Here is a 21179-nt window from a genome sequence, read left to right on the forward strand (position 1 = left end):
GGTGAATGAGTCAACGGTTCGCGTGACCGTCCTTATTGTCACTTACAATCACGCACGCTACGTGGCGGCTGCAATCGACAGCGCTCTCATGCAAGAGGCCGATTTCGGTGTCGAGATATTGATCAGTGAAGACTTTTCGACCGACGGAACCCGGAAGATTGTCGAGGGATATGTTTCCAACCATCCTGAAAGGCTGTCGGCGATATATTCCGGCAGTAATGTGAGATCGAACGAAGTCGTCGCGAGAGGACTCCGGATGGCGCGTGGGCGCTACGTCTCAATCCTCGATGGCGACGACCTGTGGACATCCACGACTAAGCTGAAAGATCAGGCGGCCCATCTCGACGCGCACCCGGAACTCTCCGCAATATTCTATAATGCAGTCGTGGCGGATGGCGATGAGTTCACATCGACGCGGTGGACGCGGGCGGACCAGAAACCCATCGTGACGCAAAGGGATATCTGGGAAGGCAATCCTTTCGCAACTTGCGCTGGCATGATGCGAACCGCGTGCGTTCGAAATGTGCCGTGGTGGTATGCTGATTTCTTTCCGATTACTGACTGGCCGCTGTATGTGCTTTGCGCAAGGACAGCAGATCTCGCTTTTGTCGATGAGGTAGCAGGTGTCTACCGTCTGCATCCGGGCGGACTTATATCGGCATTGCCAAACCGACCCAAGCTGGATGCGATCGAAGGATTCTACCGGCGCATGGCGCAGGTCATGGACACGCAGGGGGCAAATTCTGCCCGCGGCGGCTGCTCCCGCTACTTCTATGAATGGTCAATGCGGTATCTGGTAGAAGGCGATTTGCCATCGGCCAGATCGTGCTTCCTGCGGAGCCTTCGCAGCGGTGGTACCGACGTGGCCAAACGCGATATTGTCGGGTTGGGGCTGCACCTGCTGAAGTCCTCGGTGCACCAGAGATGACGGCGGTCCGTGACTTCGAGTATCGCGATCCGATCTCGCCGTTGCCACGGGAGGCTGCTCGCCCGAAATGGTCAGTGATGATTCCCGCCTATAACTGCGCCTGCTTTCTTGCCGCAACGCTGGAAAGTGTGCTGGCGCAGGACCCCGGCCCGGCTCAAATGCAAATCGAGGTGGTTGACGACTGTTCCTCCGATGATCCGCAAAGGGTCTTGAATGAAATCGGTGGGAACCGCGTTGGCTTTTTCCACCAGCCGCAAAATCTGGGGCATATCGGCAACTTTCATACCTGCCTGGATCGTGCCCAGGGCGAACTCGTACATCTCCTGCACGGCGACGACGCCGTTCGGCCCGGCTTCTACGAATTGCTCGGACGAGGCTTCGATGCGGACCCGAGTACAGGCGCGGCATTCTGCCGGGCGATCTTCATGGATGCCCAGGGACAGGAGCTGTCGATCCCGCCTGTAATGCAGTCAAGCCCCGGACGGCTCGAGAATGCGGCGGTTCGACTGGCGCTGGAACAGCACATCATGACGCCATCAATCGTGGTGCGCCGCGCGGTCTACGAAGAACTCGGCGCCTTCGACCGGCGGCTCAAATGCAGTGAAGACTGGGAGATGTGGGTCCGCATAGCTTCTCAATTTCCTGTCTGGTACGAACCGCGGGCCCTTGCACTTTATCGGATGCACCCCCAATCGAACACAGGGCGCCATATCAGAAGTGCCGAGGACATGGCCTACACGCGAATGGCGATCGATATTTTCAAGAGCTATCTTCCAACCGAGCTTGCGGACGATGTCGCCGCGTCGGCCCGGCTGACCTATGCGCTAAGCGCTCTCGAAACTGCGCGGCGACTGTTCGGCGCCGGCGATTGGGCTGGATGCCTGGCGCAGATGAGCGAAGCGTTCCGCTTCGATCCCTCACTCAAGACATTTGGTCGTATGCTGCGGCTCGTTGCAAGACAGGGAGGCAGGATTGTCCATCCTAGTTGAAACCGAGCAGCGGCCTGCAGGACTCCGGGAAGATGAACCGGTCCGGCTCGTTTTGGCCGGATGTGGAGCCGTCACAAGGCTCTACTATGCGGAAGCGCTTTCACGCCTTCAAAGCAGAGGCCAAGTTACAGTCGCGGGGATATTCGATCCAGATGCGAAGCAGGCCGCACTCGTTCAGGCGCGACTGCCCTCAGCCAAGGTTGCGGCCAGTTTCGACGGCCTTTTGGCTATGGACGCTGATATTGCGATCATTGCTTCGCCACCTGGATATCACGCTGATCAGTCGACACAGGCGTTGGAAGCCGGGATGCATGTTCTGTGCGAAAAGCCGATGGCCACGAGCAGCTCCGAGGCGGCTCGTATCCTTGCGGCAGCGGCAGCCAACAATCTTCATGTGGCAACAGGGCTCGTCAGAAGGCAGTTCCCTGCGACGCGGTCGATAAAGGCCATGCTGGAGGGCGGAATGATCGGACGGTTACGAAGCGTCAGTTGTTTCGAGGGCGGCTCCTTCCAGTGGCCGGTGGCTTCGATGAGCTATTTCAGCTTCGCGGAGTCCGGTGGTGGTGTGCTTCAGGATATCGGCACGCATTGCCTTGACCTCCTGACCTGGTGGTTTGGAGAACCCGACGAAATCCACTACGCCGATGACGCAATGGGCGGCGTCGAGGCGAACTGCCTTGTCCGGCTGCGTTTTGGCGGCTTCGACGCGACGGTCAGGTTGAGCCGGGATTGGGCTCGCCCGAATCTGTACCGCCTTGAGGGCGAACGTGGCTCGATTTCCTGGACAGTCAATGAGACCGAGACCGTGGAGGTCGCCTTGAATGGAAGTCGCACGACAGGCTGCGTTTCCTTCACCAATGCCGACGGCCGGTCGCGCGATTTTGTCGATGCATTTTGCGATCAGATTTCGGGCTTGGTGGATGCGGTCCGAAATGGGGCCCCCCTTTCCGTGCCGGCCAGTGTTGGGCGCAATGTGGTCGATCTGGTCGAAGGATGCTATGCCAGACGGAAACTGATGGAGATGCCGTGGCTCGGTCCGGAAGAATTGCTCCATGTCGCTGCTTCCGCCGGGACCAGACAATGACCGGCCCTGTTGCAGTGCTTGGCGCCAACGGTTTCATAGGTTGCCGCACCGTGGAGTTGCTGCAACTTTCCGGCTGGGCGAATGTGAGGCCGATCGTTCGCAGGCCGGATGCTTTCGCCAGTCTGTCTCGCTTTGCGATTGACGCAATGGTGGCGGATGCGCGTGATATTCAGGCTCTTACCGCTGCCTTTACGGGCTGTCAGTACGTCCTACATGCAGTTGCCGGTGACGCCCGCACGATCGTCGATGCTATCGAGCCCGTCTATCGTGCAGCCGCCGCTGCCGGCGTGCTTCGTCTGATCTATCTCAGCAGCGCTTCCGTTCATGGCCAATCGCCCCCGCCCGGGACGGACGAAACGAGCGCGCTGCATGACGATCAGACGATCGAGTACAACAATGCGAAGATTCATGCCGAACGCCGTCTCGGACAACTGTCACGCGACGGCGCGGTGCAGGTAGTGGTGCTGCGGCCCGGAATTGTCTTTGGCCCACGCTCCAGTTGGACCGGTGGTTTCGCTGACGAGCTCATTGACGGTTCCGCCTACCTAGTGGATGGCGGTCGTGGTATCTGCAACAGCGCCTATGTCGACAATGTCATTCACGCGATCAAGCTCGCCATCGAAGTGCCCGAGGCCTCTGGGCGAACGTATCTGATCGGAGACCGGGAAGAGATCAGTTGGGCAGATCTTTGCCGACCGATCGCCGAGGCACTGGGGTTCGACCTGGCCGCGATTTCGGCTTCAGCGCCATTGTCATTTGCTCCGAGATGGAAACAAGGACTGAAGGAAAGCCAGGGATATCGGCGGCTTGTCCGAAGCCTGCCACAGCCTGTTCGCAGCGGACTGAAGGCAGGCTATGCCGAGTGGCGGAGGGCAGGACGCAATGCGACCGGTGCGACTACGGCCCCAACGGTCATGGTATCGGAGGAGCGTGCACTTTTGCACCAGTGCCATACGAAACTTCCATGGCGCAAGGCCGAGCGTGAGCTCGGGTACCAGCCGGCTGTCAGCTTCGAGGAAGCATGTCGGCGATCTGTCGGCTGGTTGACCTTTGCCGGCTACCCGACCTGCCGAAACGGAGCGGGTGAGAGATGACCACCCGCCCCGCTGCATCCAGCGTTTCAGTTGTCATCACGACCTACAATCATGCGCGGTTCCTTGCCGAAGCGATCGACAGCGTCCGCAACCAGACCCGTAAGCCGGATGAGATCATCATTGTGGACGATGGGTCGTCGGACAATCCCGAAACTGTTGTTCGTCGATATGACGACGTCCACTACATCCGCCAAAAAAACCAGGGTTTGGCCGCTGCCCGTAACACCGGGATGACGGCAGCGCGCGGCGAATTCATTGCCTTCCTGGATGCTGACGACAGGCTGCGCCCGGTGGCGCTGGCCACCAATCTTGCCTTGTTTCACGACAATCCCGATTGCGCGTTGGTCTACGGTGCCTTCCGCGACATCGACGAGGCCGGTGCAGTCAGGAATACTGTACCACTGAGGTCGGTGGGCGAGGACCCGTATGCATGCTTCCTGACCGACAACTTGATTGGAATGCATGCGACGGTGCTCTATCGCCGCGGGACGTTGGAAGCGGCCGGCGGATTTGACCGGTCACTGCGGGCGTGCGAGGACTACGACGTCTACCTTCGCCTATCTCGGGCGAACAAGGTGGCCTGCATTCCGGAATACCTGGCAGATTACCGTCGGCACGCAACGAATATGTCGAACAGCAATCCGATGATGTTGCGCGCGGCGCTGAAGGTCCTTCGCCGGCAGCGGGACGTCGCGCAGACCAATCCGGATTGGGCGGCCGCCTACCGTCAGGGTGTCGAAAAATGGAAGTGCTATTATACGGACAAGCAACTGGGACAGCTTGGTACAGCGCTTCGGTTCCGCTCTTCACTCGTCGGTCAACTCAGCAGCACGATCGCCGTTTCGCTTGCGGCGCCGTTGCAGACCGCTGTGATGCTCCGGCATCGTCTCAGGCGCCGGTCAAGTCGGCACCGCTCGAGCGCCCGGTTCGGTGACCTCGAGCGTACTGTACCCTTCAGCACGGAGTTCGGTTTTGATCGCGGCAAGCCATTGGACCGCCGCTATGTCGAGACTTTCCTCGCGTCCTGTTCGTTGAACATATCCGGCAGGGTCCTGGAGATCGGCGACAACGCCTATACGTTGCGGTTCGGAGGCAGTCGGGTTACCGCAAGCGATGTTCTGAACCGTTATAACGGCCACCCGTTGACAACCTTCGTGGGTGATCTGGCGAATAGCGACGATCTGCCGTCCGAGACCTTCGATTGTATCGTACTCACCCAGACCCTGCACCTTCTTTTCGATCTACCTGCTGCAGTCGCAACCCTGTGGCGGATCCTGAAGCCGGGAGGCGTACTCCTGATTACAGTGCCTTGGGTCAGCCCGATTGACAGGGGAGAATGGGGCGAGAGCTGGTTCTGGTCGATAACTCCGGCTGCCCTAACGCGACTTCTGGCGTACAGGTTCGGGGCGAAGAACGTCGAAGTCAGTCACTATGGAAACGCGTATTCTGCTACGGCCTTCCTCTACGGCCTGGCGGAACATGAGCTGAATTCGGCATTACTTGATGTGCACGACCCCTATTGTCCGGTAATAGTCGCGGCGCGGGCTTTCAGGCGATGAGCGGCGCCGTGACAGCGCGTCAAACTGTCAGCAAATTGCTGCGACGGGGGCGTCTGCTTGCCGGTTTCGGTCGACCTATCGTGCTGATGTATCACCGCGTCGCAGAACCGTTCGTCGATCCTTGGGAACTCGCGGTTTCGCCGCAAAATTTCGCACGCCAGATCGAACTTCTTACGAAAGCGCGGGACATTGTTCCCCTGCAATGGCTGGCGCAACGGCTTGGCGAGAGACGGTCACCGAGAAATGCGGTGGCAATCACCTTTGACGACGGCTACGCGGATGTCCTCCAAAACGCCGTGCCGATCATGCGGCGTATGAACTGTCCTGCGACTGTCTTCGTCACCACCCATGCGATCACCGATCCCTCAGTGTTCTGGTGGGACATTCTATCCCGCATCATTTTGGAGATGCCTGCTCTCCCCAACACTCTGGAGATCGAGATCGCTGGCCGAAACTATGACTGGCGCGTTTGGGAGGACGCAATGCCGGCGGACTCCAATAACGCGATCAACCGCACGACGCTCCATTTCGACTTGCACGCACTGCTGAAGCCGTTGAGTGCACACGAACGCCAGAAGGCCCTGGAGCGGCTGGCAAGATGGGCAGGAACCGACGCCAGTCCCCGAGGGCGCGATCGCGCCATGACGCATTCGGAGCTGCGGCAGCTTGCCGACACCGATGGCATTTCGATCGGCGCCCACACCTGTACGCACCCATCCTTGCCGCTACTGAAACGGGACGATCTTGAACGCGAGATTTCAGGCAGCCGCCAAAAATGCGAGAAGATTACAGCACGGCGGGTGGTGGGATTCGCATACCCGTTTGGAGATTTCGATGGCAACACCGCCAACGCCGTAAGGTCTGCTGGCATGGACTATGCAGTAACTACGCTGCCGCGTGAAGCTGGGCCTCGCGTCGACCCTTTCCGATTGCCCCGCGTTACGGTCGCCGATTGGGGTGAAGCTGACTTTCGGCGCATGGTGCTATGCCATGGCTGACAATTCAGGCGGACAGCCGCGTGTCACGGCAATTATAGTCGTGTTCAATGGTGAGAGTTATCTCCGGGAAGCTGTTGACAGCATTGTAGGTCAAAGCTTCACCGACTGGGAACTCTTCATTGTCGACGATGGCTCGACTGACCAGTCGTCCGCCATCATACGCGGTTATGAGCAGCGGCTGCCGGGCAAGGTGCGACTATTGTCTCACCATGACAATGGCAATCACGGTATCAGCGCCTCGCGCAACCGTGGACTGACGGAAGCGCACGGCGCCTATGTCGCATTTCTCGACGCAGACGATGCATGGCTGCCCGAAAAGCTTTCCGACCAGGTCTCTATTATGGAAAGCGATCCGGCGCTTGGCATGATCTATGGGCGGACTCTGATCTGGCATAGCTGGCAAGAGGCTGCTGACCGCGCGGACTTCTACTACCCGCTCGGCGTCGAACCAGACACCCGATACGAGCCGCCTGTGCTGTTTGAGCTGCTGCTTCAGAACGAGGCCCAGACGCCGACAACTTGCAACGCCCTGATGCGTTCAAGCTTATTCGCAACGCTTGGGGGGTTCGAGAACAGCTTTCCCCTGATGTTCGAGGACCAGACGTTCTTTGCCAAGGCGCTCGCATTCGCGCCCGCCTACGTGTCCGGCCGGACCTGGGCAAAATACCGCCAGCATTCTGAAAGTTGCTCTGTTGCCTGCTCTGATGCAGGCACTGACGAGGCCGCGCGTATCACGTTTCTCAAATGGCTTAATCGCACAATGGCGGATAAGGGCGCCTCTTTCCGCATTCGTTCAGCAATCTGGAAAGCGCTTGCGCGCGAGCGCCGTAAGGTGCTCAAGCGAAGTATCAAAGGATGGCTTCGGCGATGACTTCCCTGCCGCGAGTGACGATCGTAACCCCCTTCCTCAATGCGGAGGCAACTCTGGGCGAAGCGATCGCCAGCGTCCAAGCCCAGACAGTTGCGGACTGGGAGCTTTTGCTGGTCGACGATGGCTCGACGGATGACAGTGTCAGGATCGCCAATGATGTTGCAGCGGCCGATCCTCGGATCAAGGTGCTGAACAGGCCTCCCGGATCCAAGCGTGGCGCGGCGGCAGCGAGAAACGCCGGAATAGAGGCCGGCAGCGGCGATTTGCTTGCCTTCCTGGACGCAGATGATCTGTACGAACCGCATATGCTCCGGACGGTTCTGGCGGCAGCCGATGCCAACCCGGAAGCCGCAATGATCTTCGGGCCGACAACATGGTGGTATCCAGACGGTGAGCGCCCCGATTGGGTCGAGCCGACGGACGGGCTTGCCGGCCGTTTGCACCAGCCCCCGCGGCTTCTGAGGCGACTTCTGCTGATACAGAACGGGCACGTTCCGTGTACCTGTTCGGTGCTCTTGCGGAAGAGCGCGATCAGCACGGTCGGCGGCTTTGAGCGCTTCGATCTCTATGAAGACCAGGCTCTATGGGCGAAGCTATTCCTGCGTTTTCCCGTCTTTGTCACGCCTGTAACTCTGGCACGCTATCGGCAGCATTCCGGTTCGACGTCGGCGGCGGCTGAGCGAGGGGTCTACGACCGCATGGGGAAATACCCTGCCCGCGCTGCATTCCTCGACTGGGTCGCGCAACATTTGCAGGAAAGTGGACTGCGAGGCTTCCACGTCCGATGGACGCTGCGGCTGGCGCGTGCGCCCTACGTCGCGCCGCCGACGATCGGAAGCAGGGCCGACCGGCTTATCCTGAAGATCATGATGTGGACAGCAAAGCAACGGCGCCGGATTCGGCGGAAACTCGTGCGTGCTTCAGTTTGAAAACAGGCGTCAACGCCTGGTCACCCATCGATGCGGGAAGCTGACACTGCCGAAGCCGGGTTGGGCGGTAACCGGTCGGTTGTCGAGCAAGCCGGGCATGACATCGAACACGGCGGCGGTCTCGACGTGGTCTTCGACCACACTGTCGTCCGCCACTAGCGCCACATCAATCCTGTAACGCCCTGGTCTCAGCATAAGGCTCTCTACATGCACCGTATAGACTTCGCCCTGACGATCATGCTCGGAGTGCTCCTTCGTGTCGAATGACGTCACAGGATCGCCGAGGTCGTCAATAATGGTAATGAGGCATTGTGCAAGTTCGCGCGGCCCATCGACCTGAAGCCGAAAATCCGCCGGCTGCCCCGACGCGACGGGACCCGTTTTGTTGAAAACCTCGATGCCGACGACGCGCAGGCGGCCTCGCCCGGTGCGCGTCGTTCGTGTACTCAGATCCGTGCTCGCTCGCGCTTCCAGTGTCTGCAGATAATTCCGGACCAGGTCGCCCGTCGGGCCGTCGGCCAGGATCGTCCCGCCGTCGATAAGAATTGCGCGGTTGCAAAGCCGCTGCAGAACCGACATCTGGTGGCTAACGATCAGCACTGTGCGGCCCGTTTCGGCAACGCTTTCGGCCTTGGCAATGCATTTCTTTTGGAATGCGGCGTCGCCAACGGCCAATATCTCATCGATCACCAGAATATCGGGATCGACATGCGCGGCAATCGCGAAGGCCAAGCGTAAGTACATGCCGCTTGAGTAACGCTTGACGGGCGTGTCGAGAAACGGCTCGACGCCGGAGAAATCGACGATTTCATCGAGCTTGGATCTGATCTCGGCGCGCCGCATGCCGAGTATCGCTCCGTTGAGATAGATGTTCTCGCGGCCGGTCAGCTCCGCATGGAACCCCGTGCCGACCTCCAGCAAAGCTCCCAGCCGTCCGCGTATCGTCGCGCGACCGGAAGTCGGCTCCACAATCTGCGCCAATATCTTGAGAATGGTGCTCTTTCCCGCGCCGTTAGGTCCGATCACGGCAAGGACTTCGCCTGCGCGCACCTGGAAGGAGACGTTCCTCAGGGCCCAGAATTGATCGTCTCCACCGTTGCGCCGACCCAAATCGGGCTTCCTGCGAAGGATTCGCCTTGCGCCGCTGGCCAGCGCGTCCCGCAAGGTAGGGAAGCTATTGTTCGCCACCCCCAGTCTGTAGGCCTTGCAGAGATTGCTGGCTTCAATCACTGTGTCGGTCATTGCTCAGATCAGGTCCGGAAACGCGCGTTCGGACTTTGAGAAAATAGCTAGTCCGGCAACGAGGAGGCCCAGCGAGGAGAGAGTCGATATCGAGATCATGACCCAATCGGCGGGCGTGCCCAGTACGCTCCAGCGCACGGCTTCGACTATCCCCACCATAGGGTTCAGGCTGTAGAGCGGCCGCCAAAAGTGCGGCACGAGATTGCCCGGATAGACAACCGGAGTCATGAATAGAACTATCTGAAGGCTGAACGGCACGAGATATCCCACATCGCGAAAGCGGACATTGATCGCAGATAGTGCCACTCCCAGCCCCATCGCCGATGCAGCCATGATGAGCACGAACAGTGGCAGGAAGAACACCTGCGGCGCCGGCCAGATTCCGAACGCCAGCAGCGCCGCGAACAAAAGAGTGAGGCCGACGATCATATCGGTCAGGCATGTGGCCATAGCGGACATGGGAATGATCAGACGCGGAAAATAGACGCGCTTCACAAGTTCCTGGTTGCTGACAAGGCTGCCCGTCATGCTGCCAACCGCTCGCGAAAAAAAATTCCACGGCACGAGCCCACACAGGACAAACAGCGGGTATGGCGCTCCGTTTGATGAGATGCCCACGAGTCGGCCAAACAAGACGCTGAAGACCGACATGGCAACGAGCGGCTGCAACATTGCCCAGAGCACACCCAGATAAGTCTGGCGGTATTTGACCTTGAAATCGCGCCAGGCCAGGAAGAACACAACTTCCCGATATCGCCAAAGTTCGGAAAGGTCGATCAGCCGCCGCTTGCGGGACGGATCGATCACTGTCTCAACAGCTAAAGGTTGCGGGTCAGTCCGTACCGACACTATGATGGCGTCCGCCCTCCCTTGACGCCCCATTGAGGCCTACATTTCCGCGCAGTGCAATCAGGACTTTCTCCGAAGTTATTCTCGGGGAACACTCGAATGCCTGGACTACTGTTTCAGCCTACGCCAGCCGGCTCTGCGAGAACAGCCACCGCGGTGATTCCGGATCAGAAACAGGAGCCTAAGACCCCTGCGCCGTAATTGCCGAGACAAAACGCCCAGCGCCACGCGTCGACCCCAAATGGCTGAAGCAGCGCAGGCCAGCGGACGATGAAGATTGTAGCAGTGGCGCCAAGGGCGGCGGTGGTGTTGACGAGAAGGATCCGCATGCCACGGCGTCTGGGCGGCAGGATTTCTGTCAGGTAGGAAATGACCAGAGGTCGAAGGCCCCAAGAGCGATGCCCGAAATGCCGCCGGCACAAACGATTAGCACCAGGAGGTGTAATCTCGTCAAGTCAGGCCGAGGTTTGGTGCAGCCCGCGCCATGGTCGAACGCACACAAGATCGCTTTGGCATCTCACAACCGGCGGGGTGCCGCCGCCACCTCATGGCTCGTCTCGCCCGCTTCAAGGCGCGCCCATTCGTATCATGTCATCAAGCCGCGTTGGGGGATGCCGCACGGTAGCGGCCGTAGCCCACCTTCGCGAGCAAGCCTTCCTCGCACATGCGGGCTAGGTAGCAGCGAGGAACGCCGATCTCGGTCAGGTCTTTTGTCCGGACTTCGCCCCTCTCAAGAGCGAGCGAGACGGCACGTTCCCTCAATGTCGGCTTCGGACCGCCGGCAAGCCGGATCCGCTCGGCGCGGTCACGATCACGCTTCCGCATCCTGTCAGAGAGCTCTGGCGTAGTTTTGAGGGAGATCGGCAGCACATAGTTCGCAGTTTCGTTCAGCCCGGGGAGCCATGTCGGTACGAATTACGACAGGCTGCCGCTTGCCGCAATCGCCGCGCCCTCCAGGAAGACCTTCGGCGCGTAGGCGTCGAGATTCCCGCTCCCTTCCACTTCCAGCGCCTTCAGGGTGAGATTTTTCATCCCGGCCTTGATTGCGCCCTGCCAGAATTCTTCCACGCCCTTGCGGTCATCGACGCGTTTGCCGTCGGGTGGCAGCAGGGCGGCGTCTTCGGTATACATTTGACCTACCGCTGCTGCGTTTCCGCTGTTGAAGGCGTCCATGAATTTTACCAACGCCGCTTCGATGTCCTCACGAGCCGAGTGGGCGGCCGCAGACAATGCAGACGAAAAAAGCAGCACAGCAGCAAATGCAAATGACTGAACCAGTCTCATTTCGTCCTCCCTTGCGTGCCCGACATGCCCACCCGATGAATAGCGCCGACTCGAGGGCGCCACGGCGCGTTCGATGGCCGGGCGCGGATTATATTAGACTTATCTGATATGACGGCGCAAGCGCAACTGCGACCCTCTGAATGACCAGCGTAGCAGCTGCCGGAGAGCTTCAAAGCGGCGGCTACCGCCTCACTGCCCTCCTCGTCTCGACGAAAGAGTTCGTTCGAATGATGCTTTTCCGTGGCTTTGCTCGCAAGTTTTCGTCAGCCAGCACAGGGCCTCCTCTTAGGGTCGCTGGTCGTCAAGGCCCAGCGGCCACTAGCTGACAGTCCCCCCCGTAGCCAAGCCGCTGGGCCCCTCGACGTGGGGAACGAGCATTGGAGACGATGTCGCGCTTTCCGTTACAGCCCGAAGGCGGGTGACAGATGACCGCGTCAGCCTCTCCACTCCGAGCTACGATTTCACGCATTCGATCAGGCACAGCTCTCTCGGGCACCAAGCATGAGTCAGCTCCCGAATGAGCAGGTGCCGCCCAGTTCGGCTTCGGCCGTTGCGCGCGCAAAGTATTGGGCGAGATCGATCGGCAGTCCGATCGGCAAATTGGGGCAGCGATGGCGAGAATGAATGCCAGGAACTTCCCTTCGGTGCCGCTTCGTCGATCTGTTTGCCGAGAAGACGCGCGCTGCGTGCCGCCCCCCATACCGCAGAGAACTCACTTCAGGTCACACACACACGACCCCACCGAGATCCTGCATCACTTTTCTACTCCGACGCCGCCACGTCACCAAGATCAGTCGCAAGCGTGATCGCGGCTATCGATCGCGCACCAGAGCGCTCTATGAGTGAGCCCCGAACGGCGCGCTCGAGCAATCCGGCTCGACGTAAGGCGGGCCATCCGTGCCGGCCTCGTGACTAAGACGGGCGAATGGCGGTTCCTGGACTCACCTTTTTGGTCTGAAGTCGCTTCCTTGAGCCGGTGGCGGAGTTCTTGCTTGATCGACCTCAGCACTGTTTTAGAATCGGTTTTCGGAAAATTTTTCTTGTGGCATCAATTTTCATGGGATAGGATCATTTTTCATAGGTTTTGCCGACTAAACCAAAATTCAATGGAAGGATTCGCGTTTCATGCCTGCGGTGCAACAGCACCAATTTTCAGGTCCTGTTACCGTTTTTCAGGAAATCCGCCTTCCTGAAACGGCGACCCCGGCCGGGTACAGCGCCCTGATCGGAGCCTACAGGCTCGCCGCGCCCTTGCCCCGTAGGTTGTTCGCCACTGGCGAGCATCATCGCATTACCGAACGGGATGGCTGGCGGATCATGACCCCCCGCCATGCCCCAAATCCTACCCTCGAAGGCCACCTGACCTTTGCGCTCAAGTACGAGGGACTGGACCTTGCCGTCCTCAAGCGGCTGTTCCAAGTGACCGGTCCCGCGCCGATCGAGGCGCTGGTCCGTGAAAGCCCGACCGGCAGTTATGCCCGCCGCATCTGGTTTTTATATGAATGGCTGAGGGACGCGCGTATCGATCTGCCGGACGCGGAGGCCGGACGATACATTCCGGTTGTCGATCCCGAGCTGCAGTGGCCCGGACCCGACAAGACCGCTTCGCGCTATCGCGTAAGGGACAATCTCCCCGGCACGCGTGAGTTCTGCCCTCTGGTGTTCCGCACCAAGATTCTCGAAAAATTCATCGGCCTTGAACTACCGCGGCGCGCGGAGGCAATCGTAGCGGACGTGCCGCGCGACCTCCTTGCTCGGACCGCCGCCTTTCTTTTGCTCAAAGACTCGCGATCAAGCTATGCGATCGAGGGCGAGCACCCGCCGCAAGATCGCATCCAGCGCTGGGGCCGCGCCATCGGCGAAGCCGGCCGCTGGCCGATCGATCGCGATGAGCTGCTGCGTCTGCAAAGAATTGTACTTGGTGACGCTCGTTTCGTAAGACTTGGCTTCCGAAAAGAAGGAGGTTTCGTCGGTGAGCATGATCGAGACAACGGTACGCCCTTGCCCGATCACATCAGCGCTCGGCCCGAGGACCTGCCGCGGCTAATCGATGGAATGGCGGCGTTCGATCAGGGCCCCGCGCAAAAGCTTGATGCAGTCGTAGCCGCCGCAATCCTCGCCTTCGGCTTTGTCTATATTCACCCGTTCGAGGACGGAAACGGCCGCATTCACCGCTACCTAATCCACCACGTCCTTGCCATGCGCGGCTTCAATCCGCCGGGAGTGGTCTTTCCCGTCTCGGCCGCGATCCTGGACCAGATCAACGAGTACAGGGGCGTGCTCGAGAGCTATTCGCAGCGCCTTCTGCCGTTGGTGGAATGGGAACCGACGCCGCAATTCAACGTCCGGGTGCTGAATGACACCGGTGATTTCTACCGGTTCTTCGATGCAACCCCGCACGCCGAATTCCTCTATGCTTGCGTTCAGCGGACGATCGAACGGGACCTTCCCGAGGAAACCGCATTTCTGCAGCGCTACGATCAGTTCCGGCAGCAGGTGGACGCCTTTATCGACATGCCCGAGCGGTTGACCGATCTGCTCTTCCGTTTTCTTCACCAGAATGATGGCCATCTATCGAACCGCGCGCGCGAGAAGGAATTCGCCGCGCTGACCAGTGACGAGGCAGGAAGAATCGAGGCGATCTACGCGCAAACCTTTGGTGCCCATTGAAGGTGTGATCATCAGGATCGATTTTTAGTCCGACGGTTTGCGATTCCCTTGTCCCTGCCTTCATCTCCGACGCTTGACTTGTCGCCGAGACATGCACGATTTTTTCCGCACGGTCTGACCGGCCGCCGATCAGCCGCGGCCAGAACGCGCTTGACAAACCGGAGCGGTCCCGTCCAACCTCACGCATTCACCAGGGGAGTCCCGGCAAGGGGCTGAGATACTGCTGGCTTTCGCGGCGCAGTGACCCGTTGAACCTGATCCAGTTCATACTGGCGTAGGGACGGTGCAAGCGCTTTGCGGGAGTTTACGCCCGAGGTCCTGTTTCGGCAGGTCGACAGAAGCGTCTTTTCATCCTTCCGGCACAGAACTGGGTCTCCAATGCAACGAGCAAAGGAGCCTCAAGATGAATGCCCTCACCCCCGCCGTCTCGACGGGACCGCTGCCTGCCTCACGCAAAATCCACAAATCCGGTACCATCCACCCGCAGCTCAGGGTGCCGATGCGCGAAATCTCCGTCCATCCGACGGCAGGCGAGCCGCCGGTGACCGCTTACGATCCGTCCGGCCCCTATACCGACCCGACTGTCGAAACCAGCATCGAAAACGGCCTTGCACGGCTTCGCCATGAATGGGTCACCGCGCGCGGCGATGTCGAAGCCTATGACGGCCGCCACGTCCGGCCAGAAGACAATGGGTTTGCGGCAGGCGAGCGCCTAACACCGGAATTTCCAGTCCGCAACCGGCCACTCCGGGCCCAGACCGGCAAGGCGGTGACACAGCTTGCCTATGCGCGCGCTGGCATCATCACGCCCGAAATGGAGTTCGTCGCCATCCGCGAGAACCTTGGTCGCGAGATCCTGCACGGCAAGCTTGAGCGCGACGGCGAGGCCTTCGGCGCGGCGATCCCCGACTTCGTCACGCCTGAATTCGTCCGCCACGAGGTGGCGCGCGGACGCGCGATCATTCCCGCCAACATCAATCATCCCGAGAGCGAACCGATGATCATCGGCCGCAATTTCCTGGTCAAGATCAACGCCAATATCGGTAACTCCGCCGTCACATCGTCGATGGCTGAAGAGGTCGAAAAGATGGTGTGGGCGATCCGCTGGGGCGCCGACACGGTGATGGATCTGTCGACCGGCCGCAACATCCACAACATCCGCGAATGGATCGTCCGCAACTCGCCGGTGCCGATCGGCACGGTGCCGCTCTACCAGGCGCTCGAGAAAGTCGGCGGCATTGCCGAGGATCTTACCTGGGAGGTTTACCGCGACACGCTGATCGAACAGGCCGAACAGGGCGTCGACTATTTCACCATCCACGCCGGCGTGCGGCTGCATTACATCCCGCTGACCGTTAACCGGGTCACGGGTATCGTCTCGCGCGGCGGCTCGATCATGGCAAAATGGTGCCTGCACCATCACCGGGAAAGCTTCCTCTACGAGCACTTTGCGGAGATCTGCGACATCTGCCGCGCTTATGACGTCTCCTTCTCGCTCGGCGACGGCCTTCGTCCCGGCTCGATTGCCGATGCCAACGACGCGGCGCAATTCGCCGAGCTGGAAACGCTCGGCGAGCTGACGCAGATCGCCTGGGCGAAAGATTGCCAGGTGATGATCGAGGGGCCCGGCCACGTGCCGATGCACAAGATCAAGGCGAACATGGACAAGCAGCTCGCCGTCTGTGGCGAGGCGCCGTTCTATACGCTTGGACCGCTGACGACCGACATCGCGCCGGGCTACGACCACATCACTTCCGGCATCGGCGCGGCGATGATCGGCTGGTTCGGAACGGCCATGCTCTGCTACGTCACGCCCAAGGAGCATCTCGGCCTTCCCGACCGCGATGACGTCAAGACCGGCGTGATCACCTACAAGATCGCAGCGCACGCGGCCGACCTGGCGAAGGGCCACCCGGCGGCGAAAGTCAGGGATGACGCCCTTTCCCGCGCGCGCTTCGAGTTCCGCTGGGAGGACCAGTTCAACCTGTCGCTCGACCCCGAAACCGCACGGTCCTTCCACGACCAGACCTTGCCCAAGGAGGCGCACAAGCTGGCGCATTTCTGCTCGATGTGCGGACCGAAATTCTGCTCGATGCGTATCTCTCACGACATCCGCGCCGAGGCACAGAAAGAGGGCATGGCGGCGATGGCGGCGAAATACCGCGAGGGCGGCGATCTCTACGTGCCAGCGGACGAGACCGGCGCACCGCTCACGCCTCAGCCAGGTAAGCCGTCATGAAGGTGCTGATAAAGGGGGCCGGCGTCGCCGGCCTCACCGTCGCCTTCGAACTCGCCGCCCGCGGCGCGACGGTCACGGTCGCCGAGATCCGGCATGGCCTTGGAGGCAATGCGTCGTGGTTCGCCGGCGGCATGCTGGCGCCATGGTGCGAGCGTGAAAGCGCCGAGCAGCCGGTGCTGGACCTTGGACGTGACGCTGCCGACTGGTGGGATGCGGTGCTGCCGGGTCAGGTGACACGGGGCGGAACACTTGTCGTGGCCGCCCCGCGCGATGCCGGCGAGCTCGACCGCCTCGCCAGCCGCACGTCGGGCCATCGGCGTGTCGACGAAGACGAAATTGCGCTCCTGGAGCCCGACTTAGCCGGCCGCTTTCGCCGCGGATTGCTCTTTCCCGATGAGGGCCATCTCGATCCGCGCCAGGCGATGGCAGCACTTCATGACAAGCTCGCAGCCATGGGTGTCAAATTCCACTTCGGCACCGACGCCCGGCATGTTTCCGGTTTCGATCGTCAGATCGATTGCACGGGAATGGCAGCCGCCGATGACAGGCTTCGCGGCGTTCGCGGCGAAATGCTGATCCTAAACACGCCAGACTTCTCGCTGTCGCGCCCGGTCCGGTTGCTGCATCCGCGCTTTCCGCTCTATGCGGTACCGCGTGCCGACGCCCAGTTCATGATCGGTGCGACGATGATTGAAAGCCGGTCCGCCAGACCGGTCACGGCGCGCTCCATGATGGAGCTTCTGGGTACCGCCTATGCCCTCCATCCGGCCTTTGGCGAGGCCGAGATCGTTGAAACCGGTGTCGGCGTCCGTCCAGCCTTTCCCGACAATCTGCCGCGCGTCGAAATGAGCGGAGACACCGTCGCGATCAACGGGCTCTATCGCCATGGCTTTCTTCTCGCCCCTGCCATGGCGCGCCTGGCGGGCGAAATTGTCTTCAATCACGACAAACCCGTGGAGCTTGCTCATGAAACTGATGGTCAACGGCAAAGTGCATGAGGTTGCCGCCACCACGCTGGCCGAGCTGCTTGCCGCGCTTGACTATGAGGGCGATTGGCTCGCGACCGCCGTCAACAACGACCTCGTGCACAAAGCCAGCCGGGCGGAATTCCAATTGAACGACGGCGACCGGATCGAAATCCTCTCGCCCATGCAGGGGGGCTAGCATGTTCGATCTTCTCGGGACGACGCTTCCCTCCCGCCTGCTTCTCGGCACCGCTCAATATCCTTCGCCGGCCATCCTTGCCGATGCAGTCAGGGCATCGGGCACCTCGGTGGTGACCGTCTCGTTGCGCCGTGAAATGGCAGGCGGCAGGGCTGGCGAAAAATTCTGGTCGTTGATCCGGTCGCTTGGTGTCAGAATCCTGCCCAACACTGCTGGCTGCCACTCCGTCAAGGAAGCGGTCACGACCGCACAAATGGCGCGCGAAGTCTTCGGCACGCCCTGGATCAAGCTCGAAGTGATCGGCAATCACGACACGCTGCAGCCGGACGTGTTCGGTCTGCTCGAAGCCGCCCGCATCCTGTGCGAGGACGGTTTTGCGGTGTTCCCGTATACTACCGACGACCTTGTCGTCGCCGAGCGGCTGCTTGCGGCGGGCTGCAAGGTCTTGATGCCCTGGTGCGCACCGATCGGTTCCGCCCTCGGGCCGGTCAACATCATGGCGCTGCGCTCGATGCGCGGACATTTCCCTGATGTCCCGCTGATCGTGGATGCTGGTCTCGGACGGCCATCGCACGCGGCAACAGTCATGGAGTTCGGCTTTGATGCCGTGCTCCTGAACACAGCGGTCGCCAAGGCGGCCGATCCGGTCGGCATGGCGCGTGCGTTCGGCAAGGCGGTCGACGCCGGTCGAGAAGCTTTCAGCTCGGGGATGCTCGAACCCCGCGACGTCGCGGTGCCATCGACACCAACATTCGGCAGGGCGGTTTTCTCATGAAGCTCGATCCCTTCTACCTGATCGTCGACAGCGCCGCCTGGATCGAACGGCTGGTGCCACTTGGCGTCAAGCTGGTTCAGTTGCGCATCAAGGATAGGGACGAGGCCACGCTGCGGACGGAAATCCGCCGCGCGAACGGCGTCTGCGTGGTCCATGGTTGCCAACTGATCGTCAACGATTATTGGCGGCTCGCCATTGAGGAAGGCTGCGACTTCGTCCATCTCGGCCAAGAGGATTTGGCTGCGGCCGACCTGCTGGCGATTAAGTACGCCGGATTGAAGCTCGGGCTCAGCACGCACGATCATCTCGAACTGGAAACGGCCATCGCTGCCGAGCCCGACTATATCGCGCTCGGCCCCATCTATCCCACCATCCTGAAGCAGATGAAATGGGCGCCGCAAGGGCTCGAGCGGATCAGCGAGTGGAAGCATCGGGTGGCGCCGATCCCATTGGTCTCCATCGGCGGCCTCAACCCCGACCGGCTCGACGGCGTCTTCGAGGCTGGTGCGGACAGCGCGGCGGTGGTCACCGACATCACGTTGAATGCCGATCCCGAAGCGCGCACGCGAGAATGGATCGAAAAGACAAAGCCATGGCGCTGAGGCGAGAACCGCATGTGCTCGTGGTCGGCGGATCAGACCCCAGCGGTGGGGCTGGAATTGCACGTGATATCGAGACGATCTCTTCCATTGGCGTGCGCACCTGCCTGGCTGTCACAGCGCTGACGGTGCAGACGCACGAAGCCGTAATGGAAATCCATCCTTCGCAGCCCGATCTTGTGGCCGATCAGATGTGCGCCGCGCTACAGGCCAACAAGGTGGCGGCAATTAAGATCGGCATGCTCGCAACGGCTGAGATCGTCGTTGCCATTGCCGGCGTGCTGCGCGAAAATCCGCAGGTGCCGGCAGTGCTCGATCCGGTGCTTGCCTCGAGCTCCGGCCGGGGGCTTCTGGAAGCAGGTGCCATCGCTGCCATGAGGCGCGACCTGATGCCGCTTTGCTGCCTTGTGACCCCCAATCTCCTGGAGCTGGCGCTCCTTGTTGGTGCGGAACCGCCAGCCGACGAGAGCGACGCGGTGAGACTGGGACGGAAATTGCTGGCAGCCGGCGTGCCGGGCCTGCTGATCAAAGGGGGCCACGCATCAGGACCTCGATCAACCGACATTCTGTTGCGTTCTGATCAAGAACCAATCCGCTTCGACGCACCTCGTCTTGTCGCATCAATGCGCGGGACGGGTTGCATGCTGGCTAGCGCGATTGCGGCGCATCTGGCGAAAGCGAAGCCGCTCGAAGACAGTGTGCGCGAAGGCAAGCGGCTTGTCTTGGCCATTTTTAAGAAGAATGCAGCAGACCGACGAAACTTGTAAAATTTTCCAACTCTCGAAAGAAACGCCTGCCTCTCGCGGGTCCGGGCTGGTAATTTCCCCTCGTAATTCACCTCACTCGACAGGAGTAGTTTGACGGCCTCGCCAGGCGGCGACCGCGAGATCAACGATGGCGAGGCGGCCGTCGTGCGCCGTATCTAGTGCGTTGTGTGGCATCCTTTCCCCCCATCCGACTGCGATCCTGGAATTCACCTTGGTCGCGAGCTCCTGCTAAACGATGCCCCTCGAGGGGAGCGGTCGATCCCGCGTCTCGGCTGCGGCGGCGCTAGGCTGACGCTCCTTATGCCGTCCTGTTGAACCGGACTTGGGATCACGAACTGCTCCATGCGGCACTCGTTGACAAGCCTGCCGTGATATGAACAGGATTATACAGGATCACTGAACAGGTACCCATATGAAGCGGCGCTTGGTTCAACTGTCTCCCGGCACGGGCAAGCCCGAACAGATCGCCACCGTTCTCGAACATGAAATCCGCTCCGGTGTTCTCGGTTTCGGCGACCGGCTGCAAAGCGAGAACAAGCTCGTCCAGCGTTTCTCCGTCAGCCGCAACACCGTCCGCAAAGGCCTCGAGGAACTGTCCAACCGCGGGCTGATCACGACCAAAGTCGGCATCGGCTCTTTCGTCACCTTCGATGACAAGCCCGTTGATGACTCCATCGGTTGGTCGCGGGCGCTCGCCAACGCCGGCGCCAACGCCGAGACGCGGACGCTGCGGCTCGAGGTGATCGAGGACCCCGGTCTTGCCGCACTGCTTGGTATAGAAAACCCGTTTTTCATCGCTGTCGACCGGGTGCGCACCAATGCCAGCGACGGCCACGCCATCTCCATCGAGCGCAGCCGCCTGCCATTGTCGCCGGAACTGGAGGACGTGCCGTTGCGCGGCCTGCGCGAAGGCTCGCTGCACCAGACGCTGCGCGGCGCGGGCCTCATTCCCGACCATGGCGAGGAATGGGTCGGCATCGAAATGCTCAACGCCGAGGACTCTGCAATCCTCGGTTGCCCGCAAGGCACGCCGTTCCTTCGCGGTCGCCGGTTGACCCGCGCCGCCGATGACCGGCCGATCGAATATGTGACCAGCCTGCTCAACCCGGCGCATTTTGCGCTGCATATGAGGTTCTGA

General features: G+C 60.6%; 20 protein-coding genes and 1 riboswitch. Of the genes, 16 read left to right on the forward strand and 4 right to left on the reverse strand.

The genetic code is table 11. The features are described from left to right. Nucleotide 1 precedes the first annotated feature (1 nt). The 8 genes from NKI08_RS19325 to NKI08_RS19360 are packed head-to-tail and all read left to right on the forward strand — an operon-like array spanning nucleotide 2 to nucleotide 8452. Nucleotides 2–928: a glycosyltransferase family 2 protein gene (locus NKI08_RS19325; RefSeq protein WP_352771510.1), complete on the forward strand. Its 927-nt coding sequence runs from the start codon at nucleotides 2–4 to the stop codon at nucleotides 926–928. After that, nucleotides 925–1917 carry a glycosyltransferase family 2 protein gene (locus tag NKI08_RS19330; RefSeq protein ID WP_352771512.1) on the forward strand — a complete coding sequence of 331 codons (993 nt, stop codon included), beginning with the start codon at nucleotides 925–927 and terminating at the stop codon, nucleotides 1915–1917. Before NKI08_RS19325 ends, NKI08_RS19330 begins: the two co-directional genes overlap by 4 nt. Beyond that, nucleotides 1901–3001 carry a Gfo/Idh/MocA family protein gene (locus NKI08_RS19335; RefSeq protein WP_352771514.1) on the forward strand — a complete coding sequence of 367 codons (1101 nt, stop codon included), beginning with the start codon at nucleotides 1901–1903 and terminating at the stop codon, nucleotides 2999–3001. Before NKI08_RS19330 ends, NKI08_RS19335 begins: the two co-directional genes overlap by 17 nt. Beyond that, nucleotides 2998–4095 (forward strand): NAD-dependent epimerase/dehydratase family protein, encoded by a 1098-nt coding sequence (locus tag NKI08_RS19340; RefSeq protein WP_352771516.1) that lies wholly within the window; start codon nucleotides 2998–3000, stop codon nucleotides 4093–4095. The genes NKI08_RS19335 and NKI08_RS19340 overlap by 4 nt, the downstream gene beginning before the upstream one ends. Further along, nucleotides 4092–5654 carry a glycosyltransferase gene (locus NKI08_RS19345; RefSeq protein ID WP_352771518.1) on the forward strand — a complete coding sequence of 521 codons (1563 nt, stop codon included), beginning with the start codon at nucleotides 4092–4094 and terminating at the stop codon, nucleotides 5652–5654. Before NKI08_RS19340 ends, NKI08_RS19345 begins: the two co-directional genes overlap by 4 nt. Beyond that, complete coding sequence (locus NKI08_RS19350) at nucleotides 5651–6652, forward strand: polysaccharide deacetylase family protein (protein WP_352771520.1); 1002 nt, start codon at nucleotides 5651–5653, stop codon at nucleotides 6650–6652. Before NKI08_RS19345 ends, NKI08_RS19350 begins: the two co-directional genes overlap by 4 nt. After that, nucleotides 6645–7523, forward strand: a complete 879-nt coding sequence (locus NKI08_RS19355; RefSeq protein WP_352771522.1) for a glycosyltransferase family 2 protein — start codon at nucleotides 6645–6647, stop codon at nucleotides 7521–7523. Before NKI08_RS19350 ends, NKI08_RS19355 begins: the two co-directional genes overlap by 8 nt. Further along, nucleotides 7520–8452, forward strand: a complete 933-nt coding sequence (locus tag NKI08_RS19360; RefSeq protein WP_352771524.1) for a glycosyltransferase family 2 protein — start codon at nucleotides 7520–7522, stop codon at nucleotides 8450–8452. The genes NKI08_RS19355 and NKI08_RS19360 overlap by 4 nt, the downstream gene beginning before the upstream one ends. 9 nt (nucleotides 8453–8461) lie before the next feature. Here the strand turns inward: NKI08_RS19360 and NKI08_RS19365 are convergent, their stop codons facing one another. From NKI08_RS19365 to NKI08_RS19380, 4 genes are all read right to left on the reverse strand, one after another. After that, nucleotides 8462–9694, reverse strand: a complete 1233-nt coding sequence (locus tag NKI08_RS19365; RefSeq protein ID WP_352771526.1) for an ABC transporter ATP-binding protein — start codon at nucleotides 9692–9694, stop codon at nucleotides 8462–8464. Between the two features lie 3 nt (nucleotides 9695–9697). After that, nucleotides 9698–10501, reverse strand: coding sequence for an ABC transporter permease (locus NKI08_RS19370; RefSeq protein ID WP_352771528.1), 804 nt, complete (start codon nucleotides 10499–10501; stop codon nucleotides 9698–9700). A gap of 636 nt (nucleotides 10502–11137) precedes the next feature. Further along, nucleotides 11138–11368, reverse strand: coding sequence for a type IV toxin-antitoxin system AbiEi family antitoxin domain-containing protein (locus NKI08_RS19375; RefSeq protein WP_352771530.1), 231 nt, complete (start codon nucleotides 11366–11368; stop codon nucleotides 11138–11140). A 90-nt stretch (nucleotides 11369–11458) separates the two neighbouring features. Then, nucleotides 11459–11827: a YybH family protein gene (locus NKI08_RS19380; RefSeq protein ID WP_352771532.1), complete on the reverse strand. Its 369-nt coding sequence runs from the start codon at nucleotides 11825–11827 to the stop codon at nucleotides 11459–11461. A 1125-nt stretch (nucleotides 11828–12952) separates the two neighbouring features. On the opposite strand from NKI08_RS19380, the gene NKI08_RS19385 reads away from it, so the two are divergent. From NKI08_RS19385 to NKI08_RS19420, 8 genes are all read left to right on the forward strand, one after another. Next, nucleotides 12953–14497 (forward strand): Fic family protein, encoded by a 1545-nt coding sequence (locus NKI08_RS19385; protein ID WP_352470527.1) that lies wholly within the window; start codon nucleotides 12953–12955, stop codon nucleotides 14495–14497. A gap of 182 nt (nucleotides 14498–14679) precedes the next feature. Then, a riboswitch (TPP riboswitch) is annotated at nucleotides 14680–14796 on the forward strand. Nucleotides 14797–14900: 104 nt separating this feature from the next. Continuing rightward, the gene (gene thiC, locus NKI08_RS19390) at nucleotides 14901–16736 is read left to right on the forward strand and encodes a phosphomethylpyrimidine synthase ThiC (protein ID WP_352771534.1); all 1836 of its coding nucleotides are present in this window, start codon (nucleotides 14901–14903) and stop codon (nucleotides 16734–16736) included. Next, entirely contained in the window at nucleotides 16733–17734 is a 1002-nt protein-coding gene (gene thiO, locus NKI08_RS19395) for a glycine oxidase ThiO (RefSeq protein ID WP_352768528.1), read from the forward strand. The genes thiC and thiO overlap by 4 nt, the downstream gene beginning before the upstream one ends. After that, nucleotides 17703–17900, forward strand: coding sequence for a sulfur carrier protein ThiS (gene thiS / locus NKI08_RS19400; protein WP_023679205.1), 198 nt, complete (start codon nucleotides 17703–17705; stop codon nucleotides 17898–17900). Before thiO ends, thiS begins: the two co-directional genes overlap by 32 nt. Before the next feature lies 1 nt (nucleotide 17901). Next, complete coding sequence (locus NKI08_RS19405) at nucleotides 17902–18675, forward strand: thiazole synthase (RefSeq protein ID WP_352540067.1); 774 nt, start codon at nucleotides 17902–17904, stop codon at nucleotides 18673–18675. Then, nucleotides 18672–19277: a thiamine phosphate synthase gene (locus NKI08_RS19410; RefSeq protein ID WP_352771537.1), complete on the forward strand. Its 606-nt coding sequence runs from the start codon at nucleotides 18672–18674 to the stop codon at nucleotides 19275–19277. The genes NKI08_RS19405 and NKI08_RS19410 overlap by 4 nt, the downstream gene beginning before the upstream one ends. After that, nucleotides 19268–20041 carry a hydroxymethylpyrimidine/phosphomethylpyrimidine kinase gene (locus tag NKI08_RS19415; protein WP_352771664.1) on the forward strand — a complete coding sequence of 258 codons (774 nt, stop codon included), beginning with the start codon at nucleotides 19268–19270 and terminating at the stop codon, nucleotides 20039–20041. Before NKI08_RS19410 ends, NKI08_RS19415 begins: the two co-directional genes overlap by 10 nt. A gap of 412 nt (nucleotides 20042–20453) precedes the next feature. Continuing rightward, on the forward strand, nucleotides 20454–21179 hold the full coding sequence (locus NKI08_RS19420; RefSeq protein WP_352771539.1) for a GntR family transcriptional regulator: 726 nt from the start codon (nucleotides 20454–20456) through the stop codon (nucleotides 21177–21179).

Source organism: Mesorhizobium sp. M0768 (assembly GCF_040320195.1).
Classification (GTDB): domain Bacteria; phylum Pseudomonadota; class Alphaproteobacteria; order Rhizobiales; family Rhizobiaceae; genus Mesorhizobium.